17 protein-coding genes and 4 pseudogenes are annotated in these 25,041 nt (G+C 69.1%); 13 read left to right on the forward strand and 8 right to left on the reverse strand.

Translation table 11 applies throughout. The features are described 5' to 3' along the window. Positions 1-43: 43 nt before the first annotated feature. The gene (locus BW737_RS07635; RefSeq protein WP_086614077.1) at positions 44-1,558 is read right to left on the reverse strand and encodes an NAD(P)(+) transhydrogenase (Re/Si-specific) subunit beta; all 1,515 of its coding nucleotides are present in this window, start codon (positions 1,556-1,558) and stop codon (positions 44-46) included. A gap of 4 nt (positions 1,559-1,562) precedes the next feature. Beyond that, positions 1,563-3,125: a Re/Si-specific NAD(P)(+) transhydrogenase subunit alpha gene (locus BW737_RS07640; protein WP_086614076.1), complete on the reverse strand. Its 1,563-nt coding sequence runs from the start codon at positions 3,123-3,125 to the stop codon at positions 1,563-1,565. 266 nt (positions 3,126-3,391) lie between these two features. Here BW737_RS07640 and BW737_RS07645 point away from each other — a divergent pair, with 266 nt between their 5' ends. The 3 genes from BW737_RS07645 to BW737_RS07655 all read left to right on the forward strand — a co-directional run bounded on the left by BW737_RS07645 (position 3,392) and on the right by BW737_RS07655 (position 7,225). Further along, positions 3,392-4,678, forward strand: a complete 1,287-nt coding sequence (locus tag BW737_RS07645; protein ID WP_086614075.1) for a hypothetical protein — start codon at positions 3,392-3,394, stop codon at positions 4,676-4,678. A gap of 961 nt (positions 4,679-5,639) precedes the next feature. Further along, positions 5,640-5,939 carry a hypothetical protein gene (locus BW737_RS15670; protein WP_143233324.1) on the forward strand — a complete coding sequence of 100 codons (300 nt, stop codon included), beginning with the start codon at positions 5,640-5,642 and terminating at the stop codon, positions 5,937-5,939. Next, positions 5,936-7,225 carry a hypothetical protein gene (locus BW737_RS07655; protein WP_143233325.1) on the forward strand — a complete coding sequence of 430 codons (1,290 nt, stop codon included), beginning with the start codon at positions 5,936-5,938 and terminating at the stop codon, positions 7,223-7,225. The genes BW737_RS15670 and BW737_RS07655 overlap by 4 nt, the downstream gene beginning before the upstream one ends. On the opposite strand, the pseudogene coaA reads toward BW737_RS07655, so the two are convergent. Beyond that, positions 7,192-8,213, reverse strand: a pseudogene (coaA, locus tag BW737_RS07660) (type I pantothenate kinase). The gene BW737_RS07655 and the pseudogene coaA overlap by 34 nt on opposite strands. Before the next feature lie 137 nt (positions 8,214-8,350). On the opposite strand from coaA, the pseudogene glmS reads away from it, so the two are divergent. The 3 genes and pseudogenes from glmS (at position 8,351) to BW737_RS07675 (ending at position 12,891) form a co-directional block, all read left to right on the forward strand. After that, positions 8,351-10,287: pseudogene (glmS, locus tag BW737_RS07665) on the forward strand (glutamine--fructose-6-phosphate transaminase (isomerizing)). A 289-nt stretch (positions 10,288-10,576) separates the two neighbouring features. After that, on the forward strand, positions 10,577-11,026 hold the full coding sequence (locus BW737_RS07670; RefSeq protein ID WP_086614072.1) for a hypothetical protein: 450 nt from the start codon (positions 10,577-10,579) through the stop codon (positions 11,024-11,026). A gap of 125 nt (positions 11,027-11,151) precedes the next feature. Beyond that, positions 11,152-12,891, forward strand: coding sequence for a bifunctional ADP-dependent NAD(P)H-hydrate dehydratase/NAD(P)H-hydrate epimerase (locus tag BW737_RS07675; protein ID WP_257210605.1), 1,740 nt, complete (start codon positions 11,152-11,154; stop codon positions 12,889-12,891). A 200-nt stretch (positions 12,892-13,091) separates the two neighbouring features. Here the strand turns inward: BW737_RS07675 and BW737_RS07680 are convergent, their stop codons facing one another. The 5 genes and pseudogenes from BW737_RS07680 to BW737_RS07700 all read right to left on the reverse strand — a co-directional run bounded on the left by BW737_RS07680 (position 13,092) and on the right by BW737_RS07700 (position 17,661). Beyond that, entirely contained in the window at positions 13,092-13,805 is a 714-nt protein-coding gene (locus BW737_RS07680) for a response regulator transcription factor (RefSeq protein ID WP_257210606.1), read from the reverse strand. Positions 13,806-14,337: 532 nt separating this feature from the next. Continuing rightward, positions 14,338-15,102, reverse strand: a pseudogene (locus BW737_RS18105) (histidine kinase dimerization/phosphoacceptor domain-containing protein); the annotation flags it as partial. Then, a complete protein-coding gene (locus BW737_RS07690; RefSeq protein WP_257210607.1) occupies positions 15,060-15,854 on the reverse strand; it encodes an ABC transporter permease in 795 nt (264 codons plus the stop codon). The pseudogene BW737_RS18105 and the gene BW737_RS07690, both read right to left, overlap by 43 nt. A 29-nt stretch (positions 15,855-15,883) precedes the next feature. Further along, entirely contained in the window at positions 15,884-16,642 is a 759-nt protein-coding gene (locus BW737_RS07695; protein ID WP_086614071.1) for an ABC transporter permease, read from the reverse strand. After that, the gene (locus BW737_RS07700; RefSeq protein ID WP_086614070.1) at positions 16,642-17,661 is read right to left on the reverse strand and encodes an ABC transporter ATP-binding protein; all 1,020 of its coding nucleotides are present in this window, start codon (positions 17,659-17,661) and stop codon (positions 16,642-16,644) included. The genes BW737_RS07695 and BW737_RS07700 overlap by 1 nt, the downstream gene beginning before the upstream one ends. Before the next feature lie 126 nt (positions 17,662-17,787). Here BW737_RS07700 and alr point away from each other — a divergent pair, with 126 nt between their 5' ends. The 7 genes and pseudogenes from alr (at position 17,788) to BW737_RS07735 (ending at position 24,880) form a co-directional block, all read left to right on the forward strand. Then, positions 17,788-19,128 (forward strand): alanine racemase, encoded by a 1,341-nt coding sequence (alr, locus tag BW737_RS07705; protein ID WP_086614069.1) that lies wholly within the window; start codon positions 17,788-17,790, stop codon positions 19,126-19,128. Next, the gene (tsaE, locus tag BW737_RS07710; RefSeq protein ID WP_086614068.1) at positions 19,125-19,691 is read left to right on the forward strand and encodes a tRNA (adenosine(37)-N6)-threonylcarbamoyltransferase complex ATPase subunit type 1 TsaE; all 567 of its coding nucleotides are present in this window, start codon (positions 19,125-19,127) and stop codon (positions 19,689-19,691) included. The genes alr and tsaE overlap by 4 nt, the downstream gene beginning before the upstream one ends. Before the next feature lie 51 nt (positions 19,692-19,742). Further along, positions 19,743-20,513 (forward strand): tRNA (adenosine(37)-N6)-threonylcarbamoyltransferase complex dimerization subunit type 1 TsaB, encoded by a 771-nt coding sequence (gene tsaB / locus BW737_RS07715; protein WP_086614067.1) that lies wholly within the window; start codon positions 19,743-19,745, stop codon positions 20,511-20,513. Between the two features lie 349 nt (positions 20,514-20,862). Further along, the gene (locus BW737_RS18110; protein ID WP_257210621.1) at positions 20,863-21,093 is read left to right on the forward strand and encodes a GNAT family N-acetyltransferase; all 231 of its coding nucleotides are present in this window, start codon (positions 20,863-20,865) and stop codon (positions 21,091-21,093) included. 253 nt (positions 21,094-21,346) lie between these two features. Further along, the gene (locus BW737_RS07725) at positions 21,347-22,093 is read left to right on the forward strand and encodes a succinate dehydrogenase cytochrome b subunit (RefSeq protein ID WP_180272135.1); all 747 of its coding nucleotides are present in this window, start codon (positions 21,347-21,349) and stop codon (positions 22,091-22,093) included. A gap of 17 nt (positions 22,094-22,110) precedes the next feature. Continuing rightward, positions 22,111-24,110, forward strand: a pseudogene (locus BW737_RS07730) (fumarate reductase/succinate dehydrogenase flavoprotein subunit). Beyond that, positions 24,107-24,880 (forward strand): succinate dehydrogenase/fumarate reductase iron-sulfur subunit, encoded by a 774-nt coding sequence (locus tag BW737_RS07735; RefSeq protein ID WP_086614064.1) that lies wholly within the window; start codon positions 24,107-24,109, stop codon positions 24,878-24,880. Before BW737_RS07730 ends, BW737_RS07735 begins: the two are co-directional and overlap by 4 nt. Positions 24,881-25,041 lie beyond the last annotated feature (161 nt).

Consider the following 25,041-nt stretch of genomic DNA (forward strand, 5'->3'; position numbering starts at 1 on the left):
GTCGCCGACAGTTTCGGCGGAGGGCTTGCCCCGGCCCTCCAGCTCACTCCATGGCGCGGATGACCGCCTCCACGGTCTCCTTGGCATCGCCGAACAGCATGGAGGTGTTGTCCTTGAAGAACAGCGGGTTCTGCACACCGGCGTAGCCGGTCGCCATGGAACGCTTGAACACCACGACCTGCGCGGCGTCCCACACTCTCAGCACCGGCATGCCGGCGATGGGGGAGCCGGGCTCCTCCGCGGCGGGATTGACCGTGTCATTCGCACCAATGACCAGCACCACGTCGACGTCGGAGAAACTGTCGTTGACCTCCTCCATCTCCAGCACCAGGTCATAGGGGACCTTGGCCTCGGCCAGCAGCACGTTCATGTGCCCGGGCAGGCGACCGGCCACGGGGTGGATGCCGAAGGTGACGTCCACGCCCTCGCCGCGCAGCATCTCGGTGAGCGTGGCCACCGGGTACTGGGCGTGGGCCACGGCCATGCCGTACCCGGGGGTGATGACCACGCGCTTGGCGTCCTGCAGCGCGCGGGCCACGGCGCCGACGTCGGTCTGGTGGAAGGTGCCCTCCTCGCCCTCAGCGGGGGCCGCCACCGCGCCCTCGGTGCCGTAGCCGCCCAGCAGCACGGAGACGAAGGACCGGTTCATGGCCTGGCACATCAGGTATGACAGGTAGGCGCCAGAAGAGCCCACCAACGCGCCGGTGATGATGAGCAGGTCGTTGTTGACCATGAAGCCGGTGAAGGCCGAAGCCCACCCGGAGTAGGAGTTCATGATGGACACGACCACGGGCATGTCGCCGCCGCCGATCGCCATCACCAGGTGTGCGCCCAGGGCCAGGCCGATAACCGTCATCACCGCCAGGCACGCCCAGGCCGCCGTCGAGCCGGCCGGAAGCACGATGAACGCGACCATCAGCACCAGACTGGCCAGCAGCGCGGCGAGATTGAGCTTATTGCGACCTGGCAGGGTGATGGGGCGGCCCGGCACCCGTCCGGCCAGCTTTAGCGCCGCCAGCACCGAGCCGGTGAAGGTCACCGCGCCCACGAATACGCCGAGGAACACCTCGCCCAGGTGGAATCCTCCCAGCAGCTCCGACATCGCATCGGGGGAGGAGTAGGAGCTGTAGCCCACGAGCACGGCGGCCAGGCCCACTAGCCCGTTGAGGACTGCGATTAGCTGCGGCATGCCGGTCATGGCGACTCGTCCGGCCAGCACCATGCCGATCACCGCACCGATCCCCAGGGCCAGGGCGATCAGGATCGCGGTTGTGACTACCCCCTGGCCGGGGTCGGAGGTAAGTGCCAGGCCGATGGCGGCCGCGATGGCGATCCCCATGCCGACGGCGCCGGCAATGTTCCCAGCCACCGCCGTCTCGTGCCGGGATAGTCCGGCTGCGGCCAGGATGAACAGCACTGCCGCCGCAATGTAGGCCAGGGCCACTGGCGAGGGCAGGGTCAGGCCGACGGCGTCGGCGGAGGCCACAGGGGACACGGCGGGCGCCGCCGCGGGGGATACGGACCAAACGGACAGGGGGAAAACGGCTGCGCAAAGCATGCCCTCACTCCTTCCTGAACATGGCGAGCATGCGGTGAGTGACCGCGAAGCCACCGAAGACGTTGATGGATGCGAGCATGATCGCGATGAAGGCGACGGCGCTGATCGTCGGGTTGGCGTTGCCGACCTGGGAGATGGCGCCGAGCAGGATGATGCCGGAGATCGCATTCGTCACCGACATCAGCGGGGTGTGCAGCGCCGGGGTCACGTTGGAGATGACGTGGAAGCCGAGGATGATCGCCAGGGCCAGCACGATGTAGTGGCTGGTGGCGGCCGCGGGCGTGACCAGCACCAGCACGGCGACGGCGACGGCGGCAAGCGCGATCCCTACCGTCATGCGGCGGCGTGAGCGGGCCTGAGCGGCGGCCTGTGCCTCAGCCTCAGCGGCCGCATCCGCCTCGGAGGGCAGGGCCGAAGAGGCAGCGGCAGTGGCCTTGGGGACGGCCGAGACCGCCACGGGCGGCGGCGGCCACAGCAGCTCGCCGGCCTGGCACACGGTGATGGCCCGCACCACCTGGTCGTCCAGATCCAAGGCCAGATTGCCGTCCTTATCTGGGGTGACCAGGGTGAGCAGGTTGAGGATATTGCGGCCATACAGCTGGGAGGCCTGGGCGGGCAGGCGCTCGGCCAGGTCGGTATAGCCGACGATGGTGACGCCGCCGGGGGTGGTGACGACCTCGCCGGGCACGGTCAGCTCGGTGTTGCCGCCATTGGCGGCCGCCATGTCCACGATCACCGAGCCGGGTCGCATGGCCTCGACGGCGGCCCGGTCCAGCAGCAGCGGGGCGCGGCGGCCGGGGATGTTCGCCGTCGTAATCACGATGTCCGCGGCGGCGGACTGCTCCGCGTACAGCGCGTTCGCGAGGGCCGCCTGGTCGGCGCTCATCTCCTTGGCGTAGCCGTCGTCGGAGACCTCCTGGGCGGTGGGCACGGGCACGAACTCGGCGCCCACCGACTTGACCTGGTCGGCCACTTCCGGGCGCACATCGGTGCCCTTGACGACGGCACCCAGTGAGTAGGCGGTGCCGATTGCCGCCAGGCCCGCCACTCCGGCGCCGATCACGTACACCGAGGCGGGCGGGAACTTGCCGGCCGCGGTCACCTGGCCGTTGAGCAACCGGCCGAAGTGCGCGGCGGCCTCGATGACGGCCCGGTATCCGGCCAGGTTCGCCTGAGAGGAGAGCACGTCCATGCTCTGGGCCCGGGAGATGCGCGGCACGGTGTCGATCGCCAGGGCGGTCAGGGAGCGATCCTGCAGGCTTTGGACGAGCTCGGGGTGGCGGGCGGGGTCGAGTCGACCGATGAGGGTGGCGCCGGGGTGCATGAGGTCGAGTTCGGCGTCGTCGGGTGCGTAGGCGGTGACGACGACGTTGCAGCCCCAGGTCTCGGCGCGGTCGGCGAGCTCGGCGCCGGCCTCCTCATAGGCGGCGTCGGGGAACTGGGCCGGCGCCCCGGCTCCGTGTTGGACGACGACCTCGTAGCCCAGACGGATCAACTGCTCCACCGTCTGCGGCGTGGCCGCGGTCATGGAACGATCCGGAGGCTGACAGGGGATTCCAAGACGCATTGAAACTCCTTTCAGCGGGCGCGCCCGGTGCCGCGGCGGCGGCCGCGGGTTGGGAAGACGGACACGCGCGGTGACTCAGGTAACGGTAGAACGCGTCCGGGCATGTGTCACACGGCGTCTCACCGCCGAACGGTTCGGCAAGGCTGCTGCGGCTCTGCTACGCTCCAAAATAACGGGATGGATACGGCGGTGGGTTTCGCGGCCGGTCTGAATCTCGCCGAGCCCTAGTCCGTGTCCTGGCCGCTCAGACATGCGAAGGAGTTGACATGCCGGCACTCGCTGATCGCCACCCGTATGGCCCTCACGGCGACGCCCCCGAGGCCGGTGTGTCGGCGCAGGTCCCGGAGTCGCTGGTGCGCAAACCGGGCGTGTCGACCTGCGTCGGTGGCGCACTGATCGCCTCGGTGGGCATCTTTATCGCTGTGGTGGGTATCCGGATGGCTCCGGATCCGGACATGGAGATTCGTTACGTCTGGCTGGCCTTCTGGCTGGGTGTTGCGTTGATGTTGCTCTGCGCGGGCCTCACGTTGGCTGTGCGACGCACGGTTTTCGACGCCAGTGGCATCCATTCCCGCGGTCTGATCAGGCGCGTGGACCTGCCCTGGCCGGATACGCGCGCCGCCTTTGTTGTGGACGTGCATGAGTCCAGTCGCGACAGGGGCAGGGGCAGGCGCTCCAGGCGGCGGGAGGTGACCCTGACCGTCCAGGTCATGACGCCGGAGCGAACGGTGACGTTGGCGATGCCGCGCATCCTGTCCGCGGACGTGGACAGGGAGACGGTTCTGCGTGCGCGTCTAGAGGCGGACTTGGATGAGATCTGGGGTTGGGCGCTCACGCGCGGCTATGCGCACGAGCGGGTGCCCGGTGGGCACGCGCCTGGGCGTTCGGGGCAAGACCCCCAAAGGGTGTCATACGGCGGCCTGCCCGCAGATCAGACACTGTTGGCCCAAGAACCGTTGGTACTCAAATGGCGGCCGGATGCGAGATCGGCGGCGTTCATAGGCGCCTCGATCGGCTTCATGCTGGCGGGCGGCCTCGGGATTGTGCACGCGCTGCGAGCCGCTGACGACCTGGCGTCTGCCAGCGTCGAATCGGTAGTCGTAGCGGTTTCATGCGCGGTGGTCGGCGTCGCGCTCCTCTTCCTGATCGGCGAATGCGCCAACCTGCGTTCGCGGTTGACCATCTCGCGCGACGGGCTGGCATGGACGGGGCTGTGGCATGCCCGACAACTGGCGTGGCCGCGGTCGCGCTCGTGCATCTTCGTCCACTCCCGCAGGCGCTCCGGACGCACCACGGCCACGGTGCGCGTATTGGCGCCCGACGGAAGGACGCTGGCCGTGCCCGGGCTGACTTGGCGTTCGAAGCACGACCGTCAGGCGCTGCTGCCGGCGGCGACGGCGGCGCACTCCATCTGGCAGTGGGGCGCCTCCCGGGGCGCTGCCCGCGACAACGGCGAGTACTACATCGCCGCTGACGCGGACACCGAACGCAGCCGAGTCGACGCCGCGCGGAGGATCGACTACCTGCTCGCACACTCCCAGGAGCCGCGATGACAGGGGTACGACGGCGGGGCGCCGAGTCCTTGGTTCGCCGACCGAGCCCCTTCACCTACGTTTTCGGCGGCTTCCTCGCGTTGGTGGGGGTCATGTTTCTGGCCATCGGCTCCCAGCTACTCGCCTTTCGTGTGTCCATGCCGCCGTTCGCCGTGGCGGTCGGCCTGGCCGTGGCATTGCTGTTGATCGGTGGCGGCCTGGTACCACCGCTCAGACTTCGCACGGTCTTCGACGCCGCCGGCATTCACTCCCGCGGTGTGCTGCGCACGGTCCACCTGCCCTGGCCCGACTCCCGCACCGCCTTTACCATCAACGTCTCCGAACGGGTCAGAACCGAGAGCGGGCGCACGACGGACGTGCTGACCGCCACGGTTGCCCTGGCCACGCCCCAAGGCAACGTAACCCTGGCGGCGCCCCGCATTGCCGCCATGAACCCCAATGGGCTGCGCTCGCGACTGGAAGCGGAGGTCGATGAGATCTGGGCGTGGGCGCAGGCACGCGGCTACACGCATGGCGTCGACGCCGCGCCAGTCATGTCGATATCACCGCAGCCACCGTCCGCGCCGGGGAACACCTGTGGGTACGACGCCCCATCCCAGGCGCGTGCAGATGGGCTTTCGCCCGAGGACACGGTCCTGCTGTCTCGTGACCTCCTGGTCTTCAAGCCGGCGAGAAGTGCTATCCGGCCGGCGATCATTCTTTGCGCCGTATGTTTGGCCCTGGCGGGAGGGCTGCGTCTGCTCACGGTTCTGGGGCCGCGCTTTCTTCCAGCGCTGTCCGGGCGTTTTCCGGACTCCGGGGCCTTCGCCGGGGTGCCCGTACTGCTGCTGATCTATGTGGCCGGTTACCTCCTGTTCTCCGTCTTGCGGATCATGAGCACCCGGCTGACCATGTCGCCCGAGGGACTGGTATGGCAAGACAGCTGGCGCACTAGACGGCTGACCTGGCCGCAGTCGCGCTCGTGCATATTCGTGCTGGCGTCCCACGAATCGGCGCGCACCACGCGTCTCTGCGCCTGCTCACACCCGACGGCGAGGCGCTGCGCGTACCGGGACTGCACTGGGCATCCCGGGACGAGCGTCAGGCGCTGCTGGCGGCCGAAGCGATGGCGCAGGCGATCTGGGAGTGGGGCGCTTCCCGGGGCGCGGCCCGCGACGACGGCCTCTACCGCCCTGCCGCTGACGCCGAGGTGGAGCAGCAGCGCCTCGCCACCGCCCAGCGCATCGCGCATCTGCAGGCGCATCCCCAGGAGCAGCAATGACTATTCCCCAGCAGGAGCCCCATGGTGGCTACGGCTGCGGTGCCGCGCCATACGGCGACGTACAGGCGACCGCCTCGGCGCCGTTCCAGGGCCGGGAATCCCTAATACGCCGACCGGCTGCCTCCAGGATGCTTGCAGGCTTCGTCTTCCTGTGTGCCGGTCTTATGCTGCTGTACCTCGGCTACATGCTGCATGTCCTCGATCCCGCGTTGCCGGTCGCCGCGCCCCTGTGCGTGGTTGGGGCACTATCGCTGTTCCTCGGCATTGCGATGCTGCGACGCCGCACCGTATTCGACGCCCGCGGTATACACTCCCGCGGCCTGCTGCGGACGGTGCACCTGCCTTGGCCCGACTCCCGCGCCGGATTCATCGTCGTCCTGGCCGCCGGCGAGCGGGGCTCGGTGCCCGTGGTCGAGGTAGGAACGGCAGGTCACAGGACCAGATTGTCCGCCCCGCGCGTGTCATCCCAAACGCGACTCGAGGCCGAGGTCGACGCCATCTGGGCCTGGGCGCTGACCCGCGGCTACGCCCGCGAGACCATGCCTGCTCTGCGTGCCCGGCAAAGCGCGGACCCACGTGCTGCGCAAGCCATACCTTCCATGGGAGCGGTGCCACGCGCCCTGCCAGTCGACCAGACACTGCTTGCCCACGAGCCTCTAATCCTCAAAGACAAGCCGAACTGGCACGGTCTCATCCCCAACATCGTCATCCTCGTGTTCCTATGCATCCTGGCGCTGCCGGCCGTGCTCGGCCCGGAGCGGACGCCGCATGCATTTGCTGGAGTGTTCCGGGAGGACGGGACGCTGCGCCTGTCCGGCGGTTTTTGGATGCTGCTGGTCGTGGCCGTGGGCAGTCTCGTAAACAACCTGCACCATATTGTTCGGGCGCGCACGACCATCTCCCGTGAGGGACTGGTACTGGCGGGGTGGCGAACCCGCCGGGTGGCGTGGCCGCCGTCGAGTTCGTACTTCTTCGTACGAAGCCGGCGCTACTTCGGGCATACCGAGGCCTCCGCATGGCTGCTCGACCCTGCCGGACTAGCGCTGCGCGTGCCCGGCACGGCGCGTTTCTCTAAGCATGAGGATCAGGCCTTGCTGGCCGCTGCGGCCGCAGCACAAACCATCTGGGAGTGGGGCGTCTCCCGCGCAGTCGCCTACGACGACGGCGGCTACTCTCCGGTCCCCGACGAGGCGGTCGAACAGGAGCGCCGCGCCAACGGTCGAAGAATCGCCTACCTCACCTCCCGCGGAAGTCAGGCCTTGCGCAGCAGCACCCGGCTCATGTGATGGTCGGCGTCCTTGTGCAGTACGAGGGTGGCCCGCCCGCGGGTGGGGGCGATGTTCTCCCGCAGGTTCACCAGGTTCACGCTCTCCCACACCTCATTCGCCGCGGCCAGCGCGATGTCGTCCGGGATGGCCTGATAGCGCCGGAAGTAGGAATTGGGATCCTTGAAGGCCGTGTGCTTCAGCGTCAGGAAACGGTCCAGGTACCAGCGGCGGATATCCTCCGGATCGGCGTCCACATAGATGGAGAAGTCGATGAAGTCGCTGACCGCCAGCGCCGACGTCACCGGGCGGTCAGCGTCACCGGGGGAGTGACGCACCCGCGGGGCGGGCTGCAACACATTCAGCCCCTCCAGCACCACCACGTCCGGCTGCTCGATGACGAGCCTTTTGCCCGGCACGATGTCGTAGACGGTGTGCGAGTACACCGGTGCCTCCACCCGGGGCGCCCGGACTTCACCGCGGTGACGAACTCCAGCAGGGCCTTCTGGTCGTAGGACTCCGGGAACCCCTTGCGGGCGGTCAGCCCGCGCTCCTCCAGCACGGCGTTGGGCAGCAGAAACCCGTCGGTGGTCACCAGGTCCACGCGCGGGGTGTCCGGGAAGCGGGCCAGCAGGTGGGCGAGCAGCCGCGCCGTCGTCGACTTGCCGACCGCCACCGAGCCGGCCACGGCGACGACGAATGGCGTGGGCCGCTCATCCACGCCTAGGAAATCGGCGGTGCGGCGAGCGCGCTCGCGGGCGGTGGTGATGAAGTGCTCCAGTAGTGCCGTCAGCGGCCGGTAGACCACGTCGACCTCCGGCAGGTCGATCGGGTCGCCCAGGCCGCGCAGCTTCTCGACGTCCGCCTGGGTCAGGGGCAGCGGTGCGGAGGAGGCGAGTGCACGCCACTGGTCGCGGTGCAGCTCGATGTACGGCGAGGGAGCGGTGCCGGTCCGGGAGACCAACGCCGCAGGGGAGACGGGGGTGTTCACTCCACCAGTGTGACGCATTGTCACCTCATAGGCACGTGTGGCGCCGCCGGGACGCTGTGACGCCGCATCTCTCACCGGGCGTGCCGACCAACTTCATCACCCGTTTTCGGCGCGGGCGTTGTGCCCGAGCGCCGGTTGGTGGTTCGATCGGGCACATGTGTGGAATCGTCGGCCACGTCGGCCCCCTGAACTCAACCAGCCCCGCGGACGCCCCCGGCTCCGGCCGCTCCCTGGAGGTGCTGCTGGATGGCCTGTCCCGCCTGGAGTATCGCGGCTATGACTCGGCCGGCATCGCTCTGGTGCGGCCCGACGGCGCCGAGCGGCTCACCACCGTGAAGGCCGCCGGCAAGCTCGATAACCTGCGCGCCGCCCTCGATGAGGCGGCGCCCGCGCCGGCCACTGCGGGCATCGGCCACACCCGCTGGGCCACCCACGGCGGCCCCACCACTGAGAACGCCCACCCGCACTGCGCCGGTCGCCTGGCGGTCGTCCACAACGGCATCATCGAGAACTTCCGCGCCCTGCGCGCCGAGGTGGAGGCCGCGGGCCGCACCCTGCGCTCCGCCACCGACACCGAGGTGGTCGCCCACCTGCTCGACCTCGACTTCACCGCTCGCCTGGCCGCCTCCGGCCGGGATGAGGGCGCCGTCGACCCGGACGCCGCCGCCGCGACGCTGGTGGAGTCCATGCGCGCCGTCACCGCCCGCCTGGAGGGCACCTTCGCGCTGCTCGCTGTCACCGAGCTCGCCCCCGGCGCGATCGTCGCCGCCCGCCGCTCCAGCCCGCTGGTGATCGGCCTGGGTGAGGGCGAGAACTACCTCGGCTCGGACGTGGCCGCCTTCGTCGCCTTCACCACCCGCGCCGCGGAGGTCGACGACGACCAGGTGCTGCTGCTGACCGCCGACGCCGTCACCGTGTGGGACGCCGTCGGCAACGTCATCGCCCCGCGCGAATGGGAGGTCTCCTGGGACGCCTCGGCCGCCGTCAAGGGCGGGTACGAGACCTTCATGGACAAGGAGATCCACGACCAGCCGACCGCCGTCGCCGACACCCTGCTCGGGCGCGTCGACGACCGCGGCGAACTCGTCCTGGATGAGATGCGCATCGACCCGTCCGTGCTGCGCAGCATCGACAAGATCATCGTGGTCGCCTGTGGGACCGCCGCCTACGCCGGGCACGTGGCCAAGTACGCCATCGAGCACTGGTGCCGCATCCCGGTGGAGATTGAGCTCGCCCACGAGTTCCGCTACCGCGACCCCATCGTCTCGGAGAAGACCCTGACCGTGGCGATCTCCCAGTCGGGGGAGACGATGGACACCATTCAGGCCGTGCGTCACGCCCGCGAGCAGGGCAGTCGGGCGCTGGCGATCGTCAACACCTACGGCTCCACCATCGCCCGCGAGGCCGACGCGGTCCTGTACACCCACGCCGGCCCGGAGGTGGCGGTGGCCTCCACCAAGGCCTTCCTCGCTCAGATCACCGCCTGCTACCTGTTGGGCCTGTACCTGGCGCAGCTGCGCGGCAACAAGTGGCCCGACGAGGTCGCCGAGTACCTGGAGAATCTGGGCAAGATGCCCGCCAAGATCGAGCGCCTGCTCGCCGAGCAGGAGGACATGGTCCGCGAGCTCGGGGCGCAGCTGGCCGACCAGACCTCCTTCCTGTTCCTGGGGCGGCACGTCGGCTACCCGGTGGCCCTGGAGGGGGCGCTCAAGCTCAAGGAGGTCGCCTACGTGCACGCCGAGGCTTCGCCGCCGGCGAGCTCAAGCACGGCCCCATCGCCCTGGTGGAGGACGGGCTGCCCGTGTTCGTCATCGTCCCCACCCCGCGGCGCCCCGTCCTGCATGACAAGGTCATCTCCAACATTCAGGAGGTGCGCGCCCGCGGCGCCCGGACCATCGTCATTGCCGAGGAGGGCGACGAGGCGGTCACTCCCTTCGCCGACACGGTCATCCGCATCCCCGCCACCCCGACCCTGATGTGGCCGCTGCTGACGGTGGTGCCGCTGCAGATCTTCGCCGCCGCCCTGGCCAGGGCCAAGGGCCTGGACGTGGACCAGCCCCGCAACCTGGCCAAGTCCGTCACCGTGGAATAGCGCTCATGAATGGAGCTCCAGCGTCTGCCAAGAAGCAAATGCAGGGGCTGGGTTGAAGTAACGGTTCGCGTGGCGACTTGCCACGCCTGTTGTCTGTGGTTTGACTCACTTTCAAGTGGTGAGTCGGCTAGAATACCCAGTCCCTGGATAGGCAGGAGTCGCCATGCGTGTGTGTATGCCGGCAATGGGACGAAGACGGAACGGCTCATGATTACTACGGAATCGCGCCGGGCGTGACCCCTTGAGGATTGCTATGTCTGTTTCATCTTCTATCGCAGAGCCACGGCCGATGCGGCTTGTCTTCGTCGCCGCGTTCCTGCATGCGCTGCTTGTCGCAGGCGCCATGGTGTATCTGTACCTGCTGGTCGGTGAGATCTACGCCACTGAGCCCTCGCTGAGATTCCCGCTTCTCGCATCCGTGCTGGTCACCGCAATACCTCTGCCCTGGTTGGGTGCATGCCTGCTCGTTGCGGGATACGCGTGGAGAGCAATGCATGGTGAAACCCGTGGGCTCGAGATGCTGTTGCACCGAGTGCGGCCACTGCTGGCGGTCCAAGCCGGTGCGGCCCTGCTCATTCCACCGTTCATCGGCTGGCTCGAGGATGTGGGACACATAGCCGTCGCAGGGGCCTCACTGTTCGTCGCCAGCCTGGCGCTGCTCGCCTGGGCGTTGACAGGTGTCATCCGGGCGGAGGCCGAAGCCCATTCCGACAACGGAGCCGTTCTCGAGCGGCGTTAGTGGCACGGTGTCTTCCAGACGGCGGCGTGCTCCAAGCGCTGTTCCGGGCGGATCCGACGCGGCTCGACCACGTGGCGTGGCGGCAATGCGGACCGGGGTTCTGGCAAATGTACAAGAATTAAGCCGTGAGTCAGCTTCTCCCAACCGAAAACGCCTACCCGGCTCGCGCTGTCGCCGCCGCGGAGGCGCCGCTGACCGCGGGCACCGACCGCTACATGCACGCCGCGGCCCATGCGCTGACGCGGGCGGCGGTGGAGGAGATCCGGGCGGTGCGTGGCTCCGTGCCCGGTGCGCGCGTGCTGCTGCTCGTGGGCGGCGGTCACAACGGCGGCGACGCCCTGCTGGCCGGTGCCCTGCTGGCCCGCCGCGGATGCGCCGTAACCGCCGCCCCCGCAACCGACGTCTCCCGCCTGCACGCCACGGCCCTGGCGGCCGCCGACCGGGCCGGCGTGCGCCTTGCCGCTGATCCAATTGCCGCGTCTCGCACAGCCGCCGCCGGGGGAGCGGCCGGAGTCGACCTGGTGATCGACGGCCTCACCGGCATCGGCGCCACCGGGTCGCTGCGCCCCGCCGCGGCCGGGCTCATCGCGCCGCTGTGCGCCGTCGGGCAGCCGGGGGAGCGGCCCTTCCGGGTGCTGGCCGTGGACCTGCCCTCCGGTGTCGGCGTGGACGATGGCACCGTGCCCGGCCCCGTGCTGGCAGCCGACCGCACCGTCACCTTCACCTGTATCAAGGGCGCCCACCTGCTGCCGCCGGCCGCGCCACTGTGCGGGCGGGTGGAGGTAGCGGACCTGGGGCTGCCGGTGCCCGGCGGGGAGCCCCTGGCCGTCCGGCCCGCGGATGCGGAACTGGGTCGCCTGTTGCGCGTGCCCGGGGACCGCGACCACAAGTACACGCGCGGCGTGGTCGGCCTGTGGGCCGGTAGCCAGACCTATCCGGGTGCGGCGGTGCTGGCTGTCTCCGCGGCGGTGCGCACCGGCGCCGGCATGGTGCGGCTGGTGGCGCCGGCGCGGGTGGTCGACCTGGTGCTTGCCCGCCGCCCCGAGGCCGTGCCCGGCGACGGACGCTGGCAGGCGCTGGTCATTGGCCCGGGCACCGATCCGGCCGACGCCCCGCGTGCCGCTGAGTTGGATGCGGCCCTGGGGCGGGCGCTTGGAGAAGACAAGGCGACCGCCGCCTGCACCGAGGCGGTAACTGCCACCACCGACACCGATACTTCCTCAGTTAAGTCCGACATAGTCGCCGCGGTCATTGATGCGGGCGCCTTGCCGTTGCTGGCCTCCCGCATTGCCGCCGGTGGTCGCTGCGGTCCGCAACATGTGCTCACTCCGCACGCCGGCGAGGCCGCCGCCCTGCTGACCGCGCTGGGGGAGCAGACTGCGCGGGAGGAGGTTGAGGTCGCACCGGCCGCGGCGGTGCGCCGCCTGGCGGGGCTGACCGGGGCGACTGTGCTGCTTAAGACCACCCCCACGCTTATTGCCTCTCCGGGCGGGGCGCTGCTGTCGGTCGACTCCGGCCCGGGCTGGCTGGCCACCGCCGGCAGCGGGGACGTGCTGGCGGGCATTATCGGCGCTCTGCTGGCGGCCGCCCGGGCCGATGCCGACAACGAGGTGGCCGCGGGCGGCGGGGACGTGTATGCCGAAGTCTCCGCCCGCTGCGCGGCCCTGGGCGTGCGGCTGCATGCGCTCGCGGCGGAGCGGGCGACGGACATGGCTGACGCCGACCCCGCAGCCACCACTGGGCCCGGCCGGCCGTTTGAGCGCTCGGGTCATCCAATTGCTGCACTGGACCTGACCGAGGCGATTCCGGCCGCCTGGGAACAACTCTGGAGCGCCGGCCGGAGACCAGAGCCAGCCACCGCATGAGTTCTCGGGCCTCGGCTGGGGCCGACTACGGGCTTCAGGGGAAAAGTGTCCATCTGACGCCACTTTGGCCCTGGTGTCGCCATTCGTCTGCCGGGACGGCTCGGACCTTTCCCTGTTATGGGGCCGTTTACCACTCGGACGCCAAGTGGGCCCGTAGCTGAAAGCGGCGTTAGATGGACACTTTTTGCCGCATGGCCCCTTCACTGGGACTCAATGTCCCGCATGAGGATGACGAGTTGCACCCGGTCGCGCAGGTCCAGCTTGGCCAGGATGCGGGTGACGTTCTTCTTCACCGAGTCCGTGGCGATGACCAGGCGCCGAGCGATCTCCGAGTTGGTCAGTCCCTGAGCCACCAGTTCGGCGACCTCACGTTCGCGTGGACTCAGCCGCTCGAGGCGCTCCTGGGCGGCGCGCTGCTGTGGCGAAGCGACGGGGTGGAAGGCATGGCGCCTGAGCAGCTCCCGCGTGATGCGCGGGGTGAGTATGGCGTCCCCCGAGGCGACCGCCCGGATCGCCTGATGCAGCTGCGCCGTACGCGTGTCCTTGAGGAGGAAACCGGAGGCCCCAGCGGACAGGGCGCCGAAGGCATAGTCGTCCTGGTCGTAGGTGGTCAAGGCGAGCGTCTTGACCGAGGGATGGAGCTGACTGATGCGTGCAATGGCCTCCACACCGTTCAGGACGGGCATGCGGATGTCCATCAACACCACGTCCGGGAGGGAGCGACGATCCGTTTCCAGGTGCGTGAGCTGATCGAGTGCGTCTTGCCCGTCGGTGGCCTGGGCGATTACTTGTAGGTCTTCTGCGCGGTTGATGATCAGTGATAGGCCCATGCGGGCGGCGCGCTGATCGTCGACCACCATGACGGTGATGACCCTGCCGGTCTTGTTGAGACGTGGGGCGGTGGACGGGGTCATACGGCCTCCCGATGCGGAATGAGGCCCGCAGCCGCCAGCCTCCCGGGCCGGGGCCGGCGTTCAGGCTCCCGCCAGCCTCGCCCAACACATCCGCCAAGTGTGCGAGCCCATGTCCCGAGTTCTGGGGATTGACCGTTGCCGTCTCGGTGTTTGCGCCTTGGGCGGTCGGGCCGTCGTCGGACACGGTGACTTGGGTTAGCGGAGCGGCATGATCCAGGGAGATCACGACGCGCGTGGCCCCGTCCGCATGCCGCATGACATTGGTCAGGGCCTCACGCACCACCATGTAGACCATCGCTCCTGTTCCAGCGTCCTCGGTGCGGTGACCGGTCTCGGTCAGGGCGACGGCAATGCCAGCGCGTCGAGTCGTGTCCAACAAGCCGGACAGCCCGTCCCAGCCGAGCTCAGGCTGTCCGGTGCCGGACAGCTCATACTGAGAACTGCCGTCCTGGTAGGTACTGGGCTCGGTACGCTTGGGCTGGAGGGCGTCGACGGCACGGCGCGTATCGGCGAGTCCATCGCGGGCGAGGCCGTTGATGGCGGTGAGTGCCTCGTCGACATCGTCAATGCCCGTGGCACCGGCCAACCCCTCCGACAGGGCGATGATGGCGGTCAGATCGTGCCCCACCGAGTCATGCAGCTCCCCGGCCACACGGGCCTGACGGCGGGCGGCGTCGCGCTGCGCCGTTAACCGGTGTTCGGCGGCCTGGGCGGCTAGCTGAGCGTCGCCGTGCTCCAAGGCCTCCCGCCGGGCCCGGGAGATCGCCGCAGCCGCGATCACGGCCACAGAGAAGAAGATGTACGGCGTGAGCCGAGCGGTCAGCGGATACGACAGTCCCCTGAATATCGGAGGCAGTATCCAACCGGCTAGCAACACCGGCGCGCCGATCAAGCGCTGAAGCGCTCCGGCGTTCACGAACAACGCGTACAGGGCAATTAGTGGAGGCAGATTGAGAATCGCACCCGGCCCCCACAGCTCCGCGGCGGCGGAGGCCAGAGTCGTCAGGATCAATACCGCCAGCGGCCAACGCCGCCGCCCGAGCAGGGCAAGGGCGACGAGCAGGCTGACTGCCGTCCACACTCGCACTTCGGGCACCGGTCCCTCGGCCAGCAGATGAGCCAGCATAACGAGCTCGAACAGCCCCATCCCGATGACCACGGCCCATAACCCCAGTGCACTGTTGCGCCACCAGGCGGCGAGGCGATCGATGAGGGTCCGTGGCACCATGGATGGCTCCGGTGATGCGGGAGACATCAGGCGACCTTGGCGACGGCGCGGCGCAGCAACGCCGTCCATACGCCTGACCAGGCGGCAACGACCGCGGTTGTCACGAGGATTGAGCCCACGGAGGCGACACTGTACAGGTCTCTTGGGCTGCATGCCGCCGTCATGACGGACAGCGGGTAGAACGGCGCCATCTGGGGGACCACCAGGATCAGGAAGCTGCCAATCACGGTCCCCGCGAGCACCACGGTCATGACGGACGCGAATGATGTCATGACCACGCCGAGCCAGGCGACGAACACCTCGGTGGCGAGGACGGCCAGTGCAACGGGAATTCCCCGCAGCAGAAAAGGACCGATATCCGCAAGGTCGAATCCAAGCAGCAGCCCGGTGACGGCGAACTCACCGAGCAGCACCAGCGCGGTCAGCACGGCGATCTGCACCATGTGCATGACCTTGCCGCGTAGCATCACTCCCTGCAGGTGGTTGGCGCGCATGCGCTGCCAGTTGCGTCCACTGTGTTCTCCAACAGCGATCTGAGCGACTAACGATCCCACCAGAAGGGGAAAAGCCAGCATGGTCGTCAGCAGCGTCCCCTGACCCCAGACCGCCAGCCAGGTCATGCCCTGTGCCTCGAACTCCGCGCGGTACTCGAGATAGTTGGTCGCTCCATTGACCATGCCGACACCGCACAGCAGTGCCAGGACCGGCCAGTACCACCAGGCGGCTGCCTTGCGGTTCTCCCACTTCCAGGCCGCCCACAGCGAGGGTATTGCGGCGCTGGAGTTCGGCCGCTGCGAGGAATGCTTAAATGGGCGCGCCATGGGTCGTTGGAATGAAGAAGTCGCTGTACTCATCGGTGATTCTCCCGGTAGTTGATGATGAACCAGGCCAGTGCGGTCCAGGTGCTGGCTGCCAGTACCGCCCATAGCGCGTTGAGCCAGGGATGGTCGACCAGAATCACCGTTCCCGCCTGCTGCGACGCCTGTGAAAGCGGTGCCGCGGCGCCGACGATGCCCCAGGGAAACAGCCAGTCCACTGCACCCAGGTGCATGAATGGCAGTGCGGAGCACAGCAGCGCAGCCACCGCTCCGACGCCCAGGCCCACCGCCTGTTTGGGCACACAGATCGCCAGCATCAGTTGCACCGCCATCGCCGCGACGCAGGCCGCGATCATGACGACGGCGATGGACCAGATCAGTTCTCGGTCTGCGGAGTCCGTCCGCAGCCCCATGCCAGGTCCGGCCAGGGCGGCGAGCCCCAGCATTGCCAGCTGACCGACGGCGACGGTGAACGAGCCCAGGAGCAGCTTCCCGAAGAACCGGGAGCGCTCGGCCTGTCCGAGGGCAGTGAGCCACTGGCCCATGCGCTCCTCGGAATCGACCGTGGCCAGGCGGGAGGCCAGCAGTGCTGCGATGAAGGGAAGCAACATGGTGGTCATGTTGAGTGAGTCGGCCAAGCCGAGGCTCAGTAGTCGCATCTGCTCCACACCGTTTGCACGTGCTGAAAGCAGACCCGCCGACCACGCTACCGCCAGACCTCCCAGCAGAGCTGCCATCAGCCAGAAATGACGCCGCTTAAGTTTGCGCGCCTCCATGACAATTGCGCTCATTAGTTAACTCCTCGCACCGTGAAAGGAGCAGCAGTGGTGGAGGTCGGGAGCGACGGTGAGCCGAGTGGATCGGTTAGCTCCAGGAAGGCCTGCTCCAGTGTCTTGCGGACCGTCTGCACGCGGAAGACGGTGCCGCCGCCGTGCACGATGCGACTCACCAGCGCGCCGACCGCCTCCTCGGGCAGCATCGGTGTGCGCACCGTCCGCCCGCGAAGTTCATGCTGGATGTGCTGCTCACCGAGGAGGGCCGCAGCACCAGCAGGATCGGAGACCGTGAAGTCGATGACCCCGTCATCCTGCAGACCGGAAAGGGGACCCTGATAGCGCAGCCTGCCGTCGCAGATGATGCCGACCACGTCGGCCATCTGCTCGATCTCCGACAGGATGTGGGAGGAGACGATGATGGTCGTGCCCTCCTGCCGGGCCAGGTCCACGATCAGCTGGCGGATCTCTGCGACGCCGGCCGGGTCCAGCCCGTTGGTGGGCTCGTCCAAGAGCATGAGCGGCGGCTGGGCCAGCAGGGCCATGGCCAGTCCCAGGCGCTGTTTCATACCCAGGGAGTAGTCCTTGACCAGCTTCTTGTCCTGGCCTGTGAGCGAGACCGTGGACAGCGCGTGCTGCACGCGGCCACGGGACAGACCGAGGTAGTCGGCCACCATTGCGAGGTTCTCCGGGCCGGTGAGCCGCGGATAGAAGGAGGGCCCCTCGATGAGGGAGCCGATGGCTCCGGCCGGCAGTGGGGAGCGGGCGCTTACCGGGTGCCCGAGTACCTGCATGCTGCCGGAGCTGGGGCGGGTCAGCCCCAGCAGCAGCTTCATGGTGGTGGACTTCCCGGCTCCGTTCGGGCCCAGGAAGCCATAGACACCGCCGCGCGGCACGCGCAGGTCCACATGGTCCACAGCGGCCGCGCCGTTATAGGTCTTCGTCAGGCCGATGGTGGTCACGACCAGATCGTGCTTATTCGCGGTGGGGTGCGTCGGCGCTGCAGCCGGCGCCGCCTCGTTCAGTGCTGTGTTCATGCCCCTATGGGAACCCGCCGCCGTCTGCGCTGGCATCGCCGAAGACGTGATTGACCCCCACGGGGGACCGATCCCCGCCGGCTTCCCACCGCCGCATCCCCGCACCGAGCCCCAGGGAGTGGAACAATCGCCACCGTGAACGCGTCAATCGGAAATCCTCTTCCAGCGACGACCTCCCGGGCCGTCGTCGACCTCGACGCCGTCGCGCACAACGCCCACGTGCTCGCCGCGGTCGGCGGCGTGCCCTGGATGGCCGTGGTCAAGGCCGACGCCTACGGCCACGGCATCGCCCCGGTGGCAATCACCTGCCTGCGCGCCGGCGCCACCTGGCTCGGCGTCGCCCAACTGGCAGAGGCCCTGCACCTGCGCGCCCTGCTCGACGACGCCGGAGTCGCCCGTCCCTCGCGCAATCCTGACTCCGTTCCCACCTCCGAGCGCCCCCGCCTGCTGTGCTGGCTCCTACCCGTGCTCACGCCCGATCAGGCCGCTGCCCCCGGCTCCCCGCTGCGCGCCGCGCTCGCTGCCGGCCTCGACCTGTCGGTGTCCACCCGCACCCAGCTCGACGCGATTGTGGCGGCCGCACGCGCCGAGCTGGCCGACTCCCCGGATGCCGCTGCGGCGCCGGCGCGCATTCACCTCAAGGTTGACACCGGCATGTCCCGCGGCGGCGCCACCCCCGCAGACCTGCCCGCCCTGGCGGCTGCCGCCAAGGCCGCCGAACAGGACGGCATCATCGCCGTCGTCGGATTGTGGAGCCATCTGTCCCGCGCCGACGAGCCCGCCTCCGGCTCCACCGAGAAGCACCTGTCCCGCTTCCTGGCCGCCGAACGCGTCGTGGCCGAGGCGGAGCTGAACCCGCGCGTGCGCCACCTCGCCGCCACCGCCGGACTGTTGTGGCACCCCGACACCCGCTTGGACTTGGTGCGCATCGGCATCGGGCTATACGGCCTGTCCCCGGACCCGGCCGTGGCCACCTCCGCCGCCCTGGACCTGGTTCCGGCCATGCACCTGGAGGCCCCCCTGACCCAGGTCAAGCGCATCCCCGCCGGCCAGGCCGTCTCCTACGGCGGCACCTGGCGCGCTCCCACCGACCGCTGGCTGGGCCTGGTCCCACTCGGCTACGGCGACGGCATCCCCCGCGCCGCCTCCAACGGTGGCCCGGTCGCGGTGAATGGCCTGCGCGCCGCCATCGTCGGCCGAGTGTGCATGGACCAGGTGGTCATCGATCTCGGCCCGGCCACCACCCCCGAGGGCTCTCCGCTGGACCCACCGGCCAGTCCCGGAGATATCGCCGTGCTGTGGGGCGTGCCCGACGCCGTCACCCCCACCGCCGACGACTGGGCCCAGGTCTGCTCCACCATCAACTACGAGATCGTCACTCGCCTGGGAGCGCGCGTTCCGCGAGTCTTCACCGGTCGCGACGCCGCCCGCATCCCGGCCTCACCCGTCCAGGAGACGCGCGCATGACCGCCGATGCCACTCGCCCCGCCCGTCCGGCCGCCATGATCAGTGTTCCCACCGACTCCGCCGACGCCACCCGGGCCCTCGGGGCCCGTCTGGCCGCCCTGTTGCGCGCCGGCGACGTCGTGGTGCTGACCGGTGGGCTAGGCGCTGGCAAGACCACCCTCGCCCAGGGCGTAGGCGCCGCCATGGGCGTGCGCGGGCGCATCTCCTCCCCGACCTTCGTGATCGCCCGCGTCCACCCCGCCACGGGTAACGGACCGGACCTCATCCACGTGGACGCCTACCGGATCTCCTCCCTGGAGGAGCTCGACGCCCTCGACTTGGACTCCTCCGTGGCCGACTCGGTCACCCTCATGGAGTGGGGCGAGGGCAAGGCGGAAGCGCTCTCGGGCAGCCGCCTGGAGATCACCATCGCCCGTCCCCACGGCGGACTGGCTGCGCCCACCGCATCCGCCACCGGGGCGGTCACCGACTTGGAACAGGCCGACGACGGCCGCCGCACCATCACCATCACCGCCGTCGGCCCCCGGTGGGCCGGCGTCGACCTCGGGGCGCTGGCCGGTTGAGGCCCCGGCGGCCGATCGCACTGCCGGGGCAGCTCATCTAGGCTTGGGCCCGTGCGCATCCTCTCCATCGACTCCTCACTGGGAACCCAGCTGCTCGTGGCCGACGCCGTGGGCGGAGGCGGCTCCGACGCACCTGCCGCCGGCATACTTCTGAACGTCCTGACCACGGCCCGGCAGGACAGCCCCCGCCGCCACGCCGAGTCCCTCGGCCCCATGCTGGCGGAAGCGCTCGCGGATCCGGCGGTGGCCGCGGCGCCACTGGACGCCGTCGTCGCCGCTACCGGCCCCGCGCCCTTCACGGGCCTGCGTGCCGGGCTGGTGACCGCCCGCGCCGTCGGTCGCGCCCGCAACATCCCCGTCTGCGGCGTGCCCAGCCTCGACGCCGTGGCCCGCGCCGCCCTCGACGAGCTGGCCCGGCGGGACCAGTCCGTCGCGCTGTCGGCCACGGTCCTGGTGGCCACCGACGCGCGCCGCAAGGAGGTCTACACCGCCCGCTACCGGGCCCGCGGTGCCGACGACGTCGAACGCCTGGGGGAGTACGAGGTGCTGTCCCCCGCCGCCCTGCGTGAGCGCGAGGAGAACGGTGCGCAGCCGCCCGCCGACGCCGTGGCGGGCTCCGGCGCCGCGCTCTACCCCGAGCTGGCTGCCGGCCGTGGAGTGCTGGCCCCGGTCTCCGGCGACGCCGCCGCCCAGATCCGCATAGCCCTGGCACGTTTACCCGCGCTGGCGGAGGGAGACGCACTGCAGGAGGCCGGGCTGGGCACGCAACCGCTTTATCTGCGGCGGCCCGACGTGCATATGCCCGCGGGACGCGCCCGGTGAACCGGCCCGTCGCTCGGGCCTCGGCTGACTCCGCTCCGCCGGGGGTGCGGCTGCGTCCCATGACGCCGCGTGACCTGGAAGTGGTCTCCCGCCTGGAGCCGGAACTGTTCGGCGCGGAGGCCTGGAGCCCGGCGACGCTCGCCGCGGAGCTGGACCGCACCACCGGCCCGGGCGCCGACCGCGCCTACCTGGTCGCCCACCTGGAGGAGGCCGCGCCAGTCGGCGCATCCGACCCGCAGGAGGCGCCCGCTGCGGCGGACCGGGGCACTGTCGGCGCCGATGCCGAGCCGATGGTCGCTACGCCGGCCTGTGGTACGGCGACGGCCGCGGGGATGCCGACCTGCTTACCATCGCCACGGTTCCCGCCGTCCGCCGCCGCGGCGTGGCCACGGCCCTGCTGGGCGCGCTGCTGCGGGTGGCCGCCGACGCCGGCTGCCGCGCCGTCCTGTTGGAGGTGCGTGCCTCCAACGAGGGCGCCCAGCGCCTGTATGAGGCCCACGGCTTCAAGGCGATCGGACACCGCCGCCGCTACTACCTGGCGCCGGTGGAGGATGCCGTCGTCATGCGGCGGCCACTCTGATATTTGTCTGACAATGGCGTGACGAAATGGCGTCGCTTGCCGGCGCCGACCGGCGCGACATGACGCCTTGAACTGAGCCGCATCCTGCGCTGCCGATGCCCGGTTTTCCGCGGCAGGGCGGGGACACGCGAATACTCGTGGGGACACCGGCGCCGGTTTGGGACCATCGGCCAAGGGGCGTTCGTAAACTGCCCCCGTGGTGAAAACGTCTGCTCCCCCCAAGAAGAAGGCCGCCTACACAACGACGGTCTTTATGAAGCGTTTGATGGCCTGGTCGGGCATCATCTTCATCGTCTACCTCTTGTTCCACGCCTACGGGAACACCCACTACTTCCAGGGAGAAATCGCCTACGACCACTACGCGGTCTGGCTGCGCTCCCTGCTGGAGCCGCTGCTTCCCTACGAGGGCGTGCTGTGGATCCTGCGCGTCGTCCTGACAGTGCTGATCCTCGCCCACGTGGTCAGCGCCCTGTACCTATGGCACCGCAACCGCAAGGCCCGCGGGAACGACAAGTATGAGGTCAAGAAGGCCAATGCCGAGTACTTCGCCTCCCGCTACGCCATGCGCACCATGCGCTGGGGCGGCATCGCCCTGGCACTGTTCATCATCTGGCACCTGCTGCAGTTCACCACTCTGACGCTGACCCCCGGCGGCGAGTACATCCACGGGCGCGCCTACTCCAACATGTACTACGGCTTCCAGCTGTGGTGGGTGTACCTGATCTACGTCGTCGCCCTGGCCTGCCTGTGCCTGCACGTGTGGCACGGCGTGTGGTCGGCCCTCCAGACCCTCGGCGCCACCCGCGGCAACACCGTTCCCTTCGTCCGCCTGATCGCCTTCATCGTCGCCTTCGGCCTGTTCTTCGTGTTCATGATCGTGCCGACGGCGATCCTCTTCGGCTGGGTCGACGCCCCGATGGCCGCGGCCGACTACTACCCCCAGTTCTGCGATGCGATCGGCTCGTCCGCCGAGCAGTTCGCCGAGTGCGCTGCCCACTGATCGAGAGCGAGTGAATGATGACTGAACTCATCGACGGCCTGTACCTCGAGGGCGAGAAGATCGCCGACACCAAGGCGCCGCACGACGTCCCGATTGCGCAGCGCTGGGAGCAGCGCAAGTTCAACGCCCAGCTGGTCAACCCCGCCAACCGGCGCAAGCTCGACATCATCGTGGTCGGCTCCGGGCTGGCCGGTGGCGCCGCCGCCGCATCGCTCGGGGAGCAGGGCTACAACGTCAAGTGCTTCTTCTACCAGGACTCCGCTCGGCGCGCCCACTCCATCGCCGCCCAGGGCGGCATCAACGCCGCGAAGAACTACCGCAACGACGGCGACTCCGTCTACCGGCTCTTCTATGACACGGTCAAGGGCGGCGACTACCGCGCCCGCGAGGACAACGTCTATCGGCTGGCGGAGGTTAGCGCCAACATCATCGACCAGTGCGTCGCCCAGGGGGTCCCCTTCGCGCGCGAGTACGGCGGTCTGTTGGATAACCGCTCCTTCGGCGGGGTGCAGGTCTCCCGTACCTTCTACGCCCGCGGCCAGACCGGCCAGCAGCTGCTGATCGGTGCCTACCAGGCCCTGGAGCGGCAGGTCCACGCCGGCACCGTCAAGGAGTACCGGCGCCACGAGATGGTCGAGCTCATTGTGATCGACGGCCGCGCGCGCGGCATCGTCACCCGCGACATGGTCACCGGTGAGATCGAGACCCACCTGCCGACGCCGTCGTGCTGTGCACCGGCGGCTACGGCAACGTGTTCTTCCTGTCCACCAACGCCATGGGCTGCAACGCCACCGCCATCTGGCGGGCGCACCGCAAGGGCGCCTACTTCGCCAACCCCTGCTACACGCAGATCCACCCGACCTGCATCCCGCAGTCCGGTGACTTCCAGTCCAAGCTGACCTTGATGAGTGAGTCGCTGCGCAACGACGGCCGCATCTGGGTGCCCAAGAAGGCCGAGGACTGCGACAAGGACCCGCGTGACATCCCCGAGGAGGACCGCGACTACTACCTGGAGCGGATCTACCCCGCCTTCGGCAACCTCGTCCCGCGCGACATCGCCTCCCGCCAGGCGAAGAACATGTGCGACGAGGGGCGCGGCGTCGGCCCCGCCATCAAGGAGCGCGACCCGCAGGGCAACGAGCGCATGATGCGCCGCGGCGTCTACCTGGACTTCTCCGAGGCCATCGGGCGGCTGGGTCGGGAGGCCGTCTCCGCCCGCTATGGGAACCTGTTCGAGATGTACCAGCGCATCACGGGAGACGACCCCTACGAGGTCCCCATGCGCATTTACCCGGCCGTGCACTACACCATGGGCGGCCTGTGGGTCGACTACGACCTGGAATCCAACATCCCGGGCCTGTACGTGGCCGGCGAGGCCAACTTCTCCGACCACGGCGCCAACCGGCTCGGCGCCTCCGCCCTCATGCAGGGATTGGCAGACGGCTACTTCGTGCTGCCGGACACGCTTAACGACTACCTGGCGGACATGTTGCGGATCGGCAAGGCCGACCCCGACGCCCCCGAGGTGGCCGAGGCCCGCAAGAGCGTGGAGGAGCGCATTGAGCGGCTCATGGCGCTGCGCGGCACCCGCTCCGTGGACGACTTCCACATGGCGCTGGGCCGCATCATGTGGGAGTACTGCGGCATGGAACGCCGCGACGAGGGGCTGCGCGAGGCCATCCGCCAGATCCGCGCCCTCAAGGAGGAGTTCTGGCGGGACGCCCGGGTCACCGGCGAGGCCATGGAGCTCAACCAGGCGCTGGAGAAGGCGGGCCGCCTGCTCGACTTCTTCGAGCTGGCCGAGCTGATGTGCATCGACGCCCTCCACCGCCGCGAGTCCTGCGGCGGTCACTTCCGCGCCGAGTCTCAGACCCCTGAGGGTGAGGCGCTGCGCCACGACGATGAGTTCCTCTACGTGGCGGCCTGGGAGTGGGGCGGCGAGGACCAGCCCCCGATCCTCCACAAGGAGGACCTCATCTACAAGGACATCGAGCTCAAGCAGCGGAGTTACAAGTGAACATCAAGCTGAAGATCTGGCGCCAGAAGAACCAGAACTCGGAGGGTCACTTCGAGGAGTACTCGATGACCGGCATCGAGGAACACATGAGCTTCCTCGAGGTCCTCGACCTGCTCAATGAGCAGCTCTTCGCCGAGGGCAAGGAGCCCGTCGCCTTCGACTCGGACTGCCGCGAGGGCATCTGTGGGCAGTGCGGCGTGGTCATCAACGGGCAGGCCCACGGGCCGATCCGCTCCACCACCTGCCAGCTGCACATGCGCCACCTGGCGGAGGACCCCTCCTTCAAGGACGGCTCCACGATCACCATCGAGCCGTGGCGCTCCACCGGCTTCCCGGTGCTCAAGGACCTGATCGTGGACCGCTCCGCCCTGGACCGCATCGTGCAGGCCGGCGGCTACATCTCCGTGAACACCGGTGCCGCCCCGGAGGCGCACTCCGTGCCCGTGCAGAAGGACAAGGCCGACGCCGCCTTCGAGGCCGCCGCCTGCATCGGCTGCGGCGCCTGTGTGGCCGCCTGCCCGAACGCCTCCGCCATGCTGTTCACCGGCGCGAAGATCTCCCACCTGGGCCTGCTGCCGCAGGGCCAGCCGGAGCGCCTCGCCCGCGTGGTCAACATGCTCAACCAGCACGACGCCGAGGGCTTCGGCGGCTGCACCAACATCGGTGAGTGCGCGGCCGTGTGCCCGAAGTCGGTGCCGCTGGAGGTCATCACCCGGCTGAACCGCGACCTGGGCCACGCCCTGTGGAAGGGCCAGAAGGCCACCGCCTGAAGCGCTTGGCTCCGGCTGAGGCTCCCACCTGCGCGCCGCGCAGCCGCTCTGCTCAGAGCTGCTGCGCGGCGTCGTATATGTCCCGGGCCTCTTCCCGTGGGTATCCGCTGTCTCGGTCGATGACGCCGTCGCGCATGTCGTAGAACACGCAGGAGTAGCCG

The sequence above is a fragment of the Actinomyces ruminis genome, assembly GCF_002154335.2.
Lineage (GTDB): Bacteria > Actinomycetota > Actinomycetes > Actinomycetales > Actinomycetaceae > Actinomyces > Actinomyces ruminis.

What these genes read in the sequence shown, in the direction of transcription:
- BW737_RS07680 (WP_257210606.1), bottom strand. Translation starts at nt 13,805, where the DNA reads ATGACCCCGTCCACCGCCCCACGTCTCAACAAGACCGGCAGGGTCATC.
- BW737_RS07670 (WP_086614072.1), top strand. Translation starts at nt 10,577, where the DNA reads ATGCGGCTTGTCTTCGTCGCCGCGTTCCTGCATGCGCTGCTTGTCGCA.
- BW737_RS07640 (WP_086614076.1), bottom strand. Translation starts at nt 3,125, where the DNA reads ATGCGTCTTGGAATCCCCTGTCAGCCTCCGGATCGTTCCATGACCGCG.
- BW737_RS07700 (WP_086614070.1), bottom strand. Translation starts at nt 17,661, where the DNA reads ATGAACACAGCACTGAACGAGGCGGCGCCGGCTGCAGCGCCGACGCAC.
- BW737_RS07695 (WP_086614071.1), bottom strand. Translation starts at nt 16,642, where the DNA reads ATGAGCGCAATTGTCATGGAGGCGCGCAAACTTAAGCGGCGTCATTTC.
- BW737_RS07645 (WP_086614075.1), top strand. Translation starts at nt 3,392, where the DNA reads ATGCCGGCACTCGCTGATCGCCACCCGTATGGCCCTCACGGCGACGCC.
- BW737_RS07725 (WP_180272135.1), top strand. Translation starts at nt 21,347, where the DNA reads ATGAAGCGTTTGATGGCCTGGTCGGGCATCATCTTCATCGTCTACCTC.
- BW737_RS07655 (WP_143233325.1), top strand. Translation starts at nt 5,936, where the DNA reads ATGACTATTCCCCAGCAGGAGCCCCATGGTGGCTACGGCTGCGGTGCC.
- BW737_RS07690 (WP_257210607.1), bottom strand. Translation starts at nt 15,854, where the DNA reads ATGGCGCGCCCATTTAAGCATTCCTCGCAGCGGCCGAACTCCAGCGCC.
- tsaE (WP_086614068.1), top strand. Translation starts at nt 19,125, where the DNA reads ATGACCGCCGATGCCACTCGCCCCGCCCGTCCGGCCGCCATGATCAGT.
- BW737_RS07635 (WP_086614077.1), bottom strand. Translation starts at nt 1,558, where the DNA reads ATGCTTTGCGCAGCCGTTTTCCCCCTGTCCGTTTGGTCCGTATCCCCC.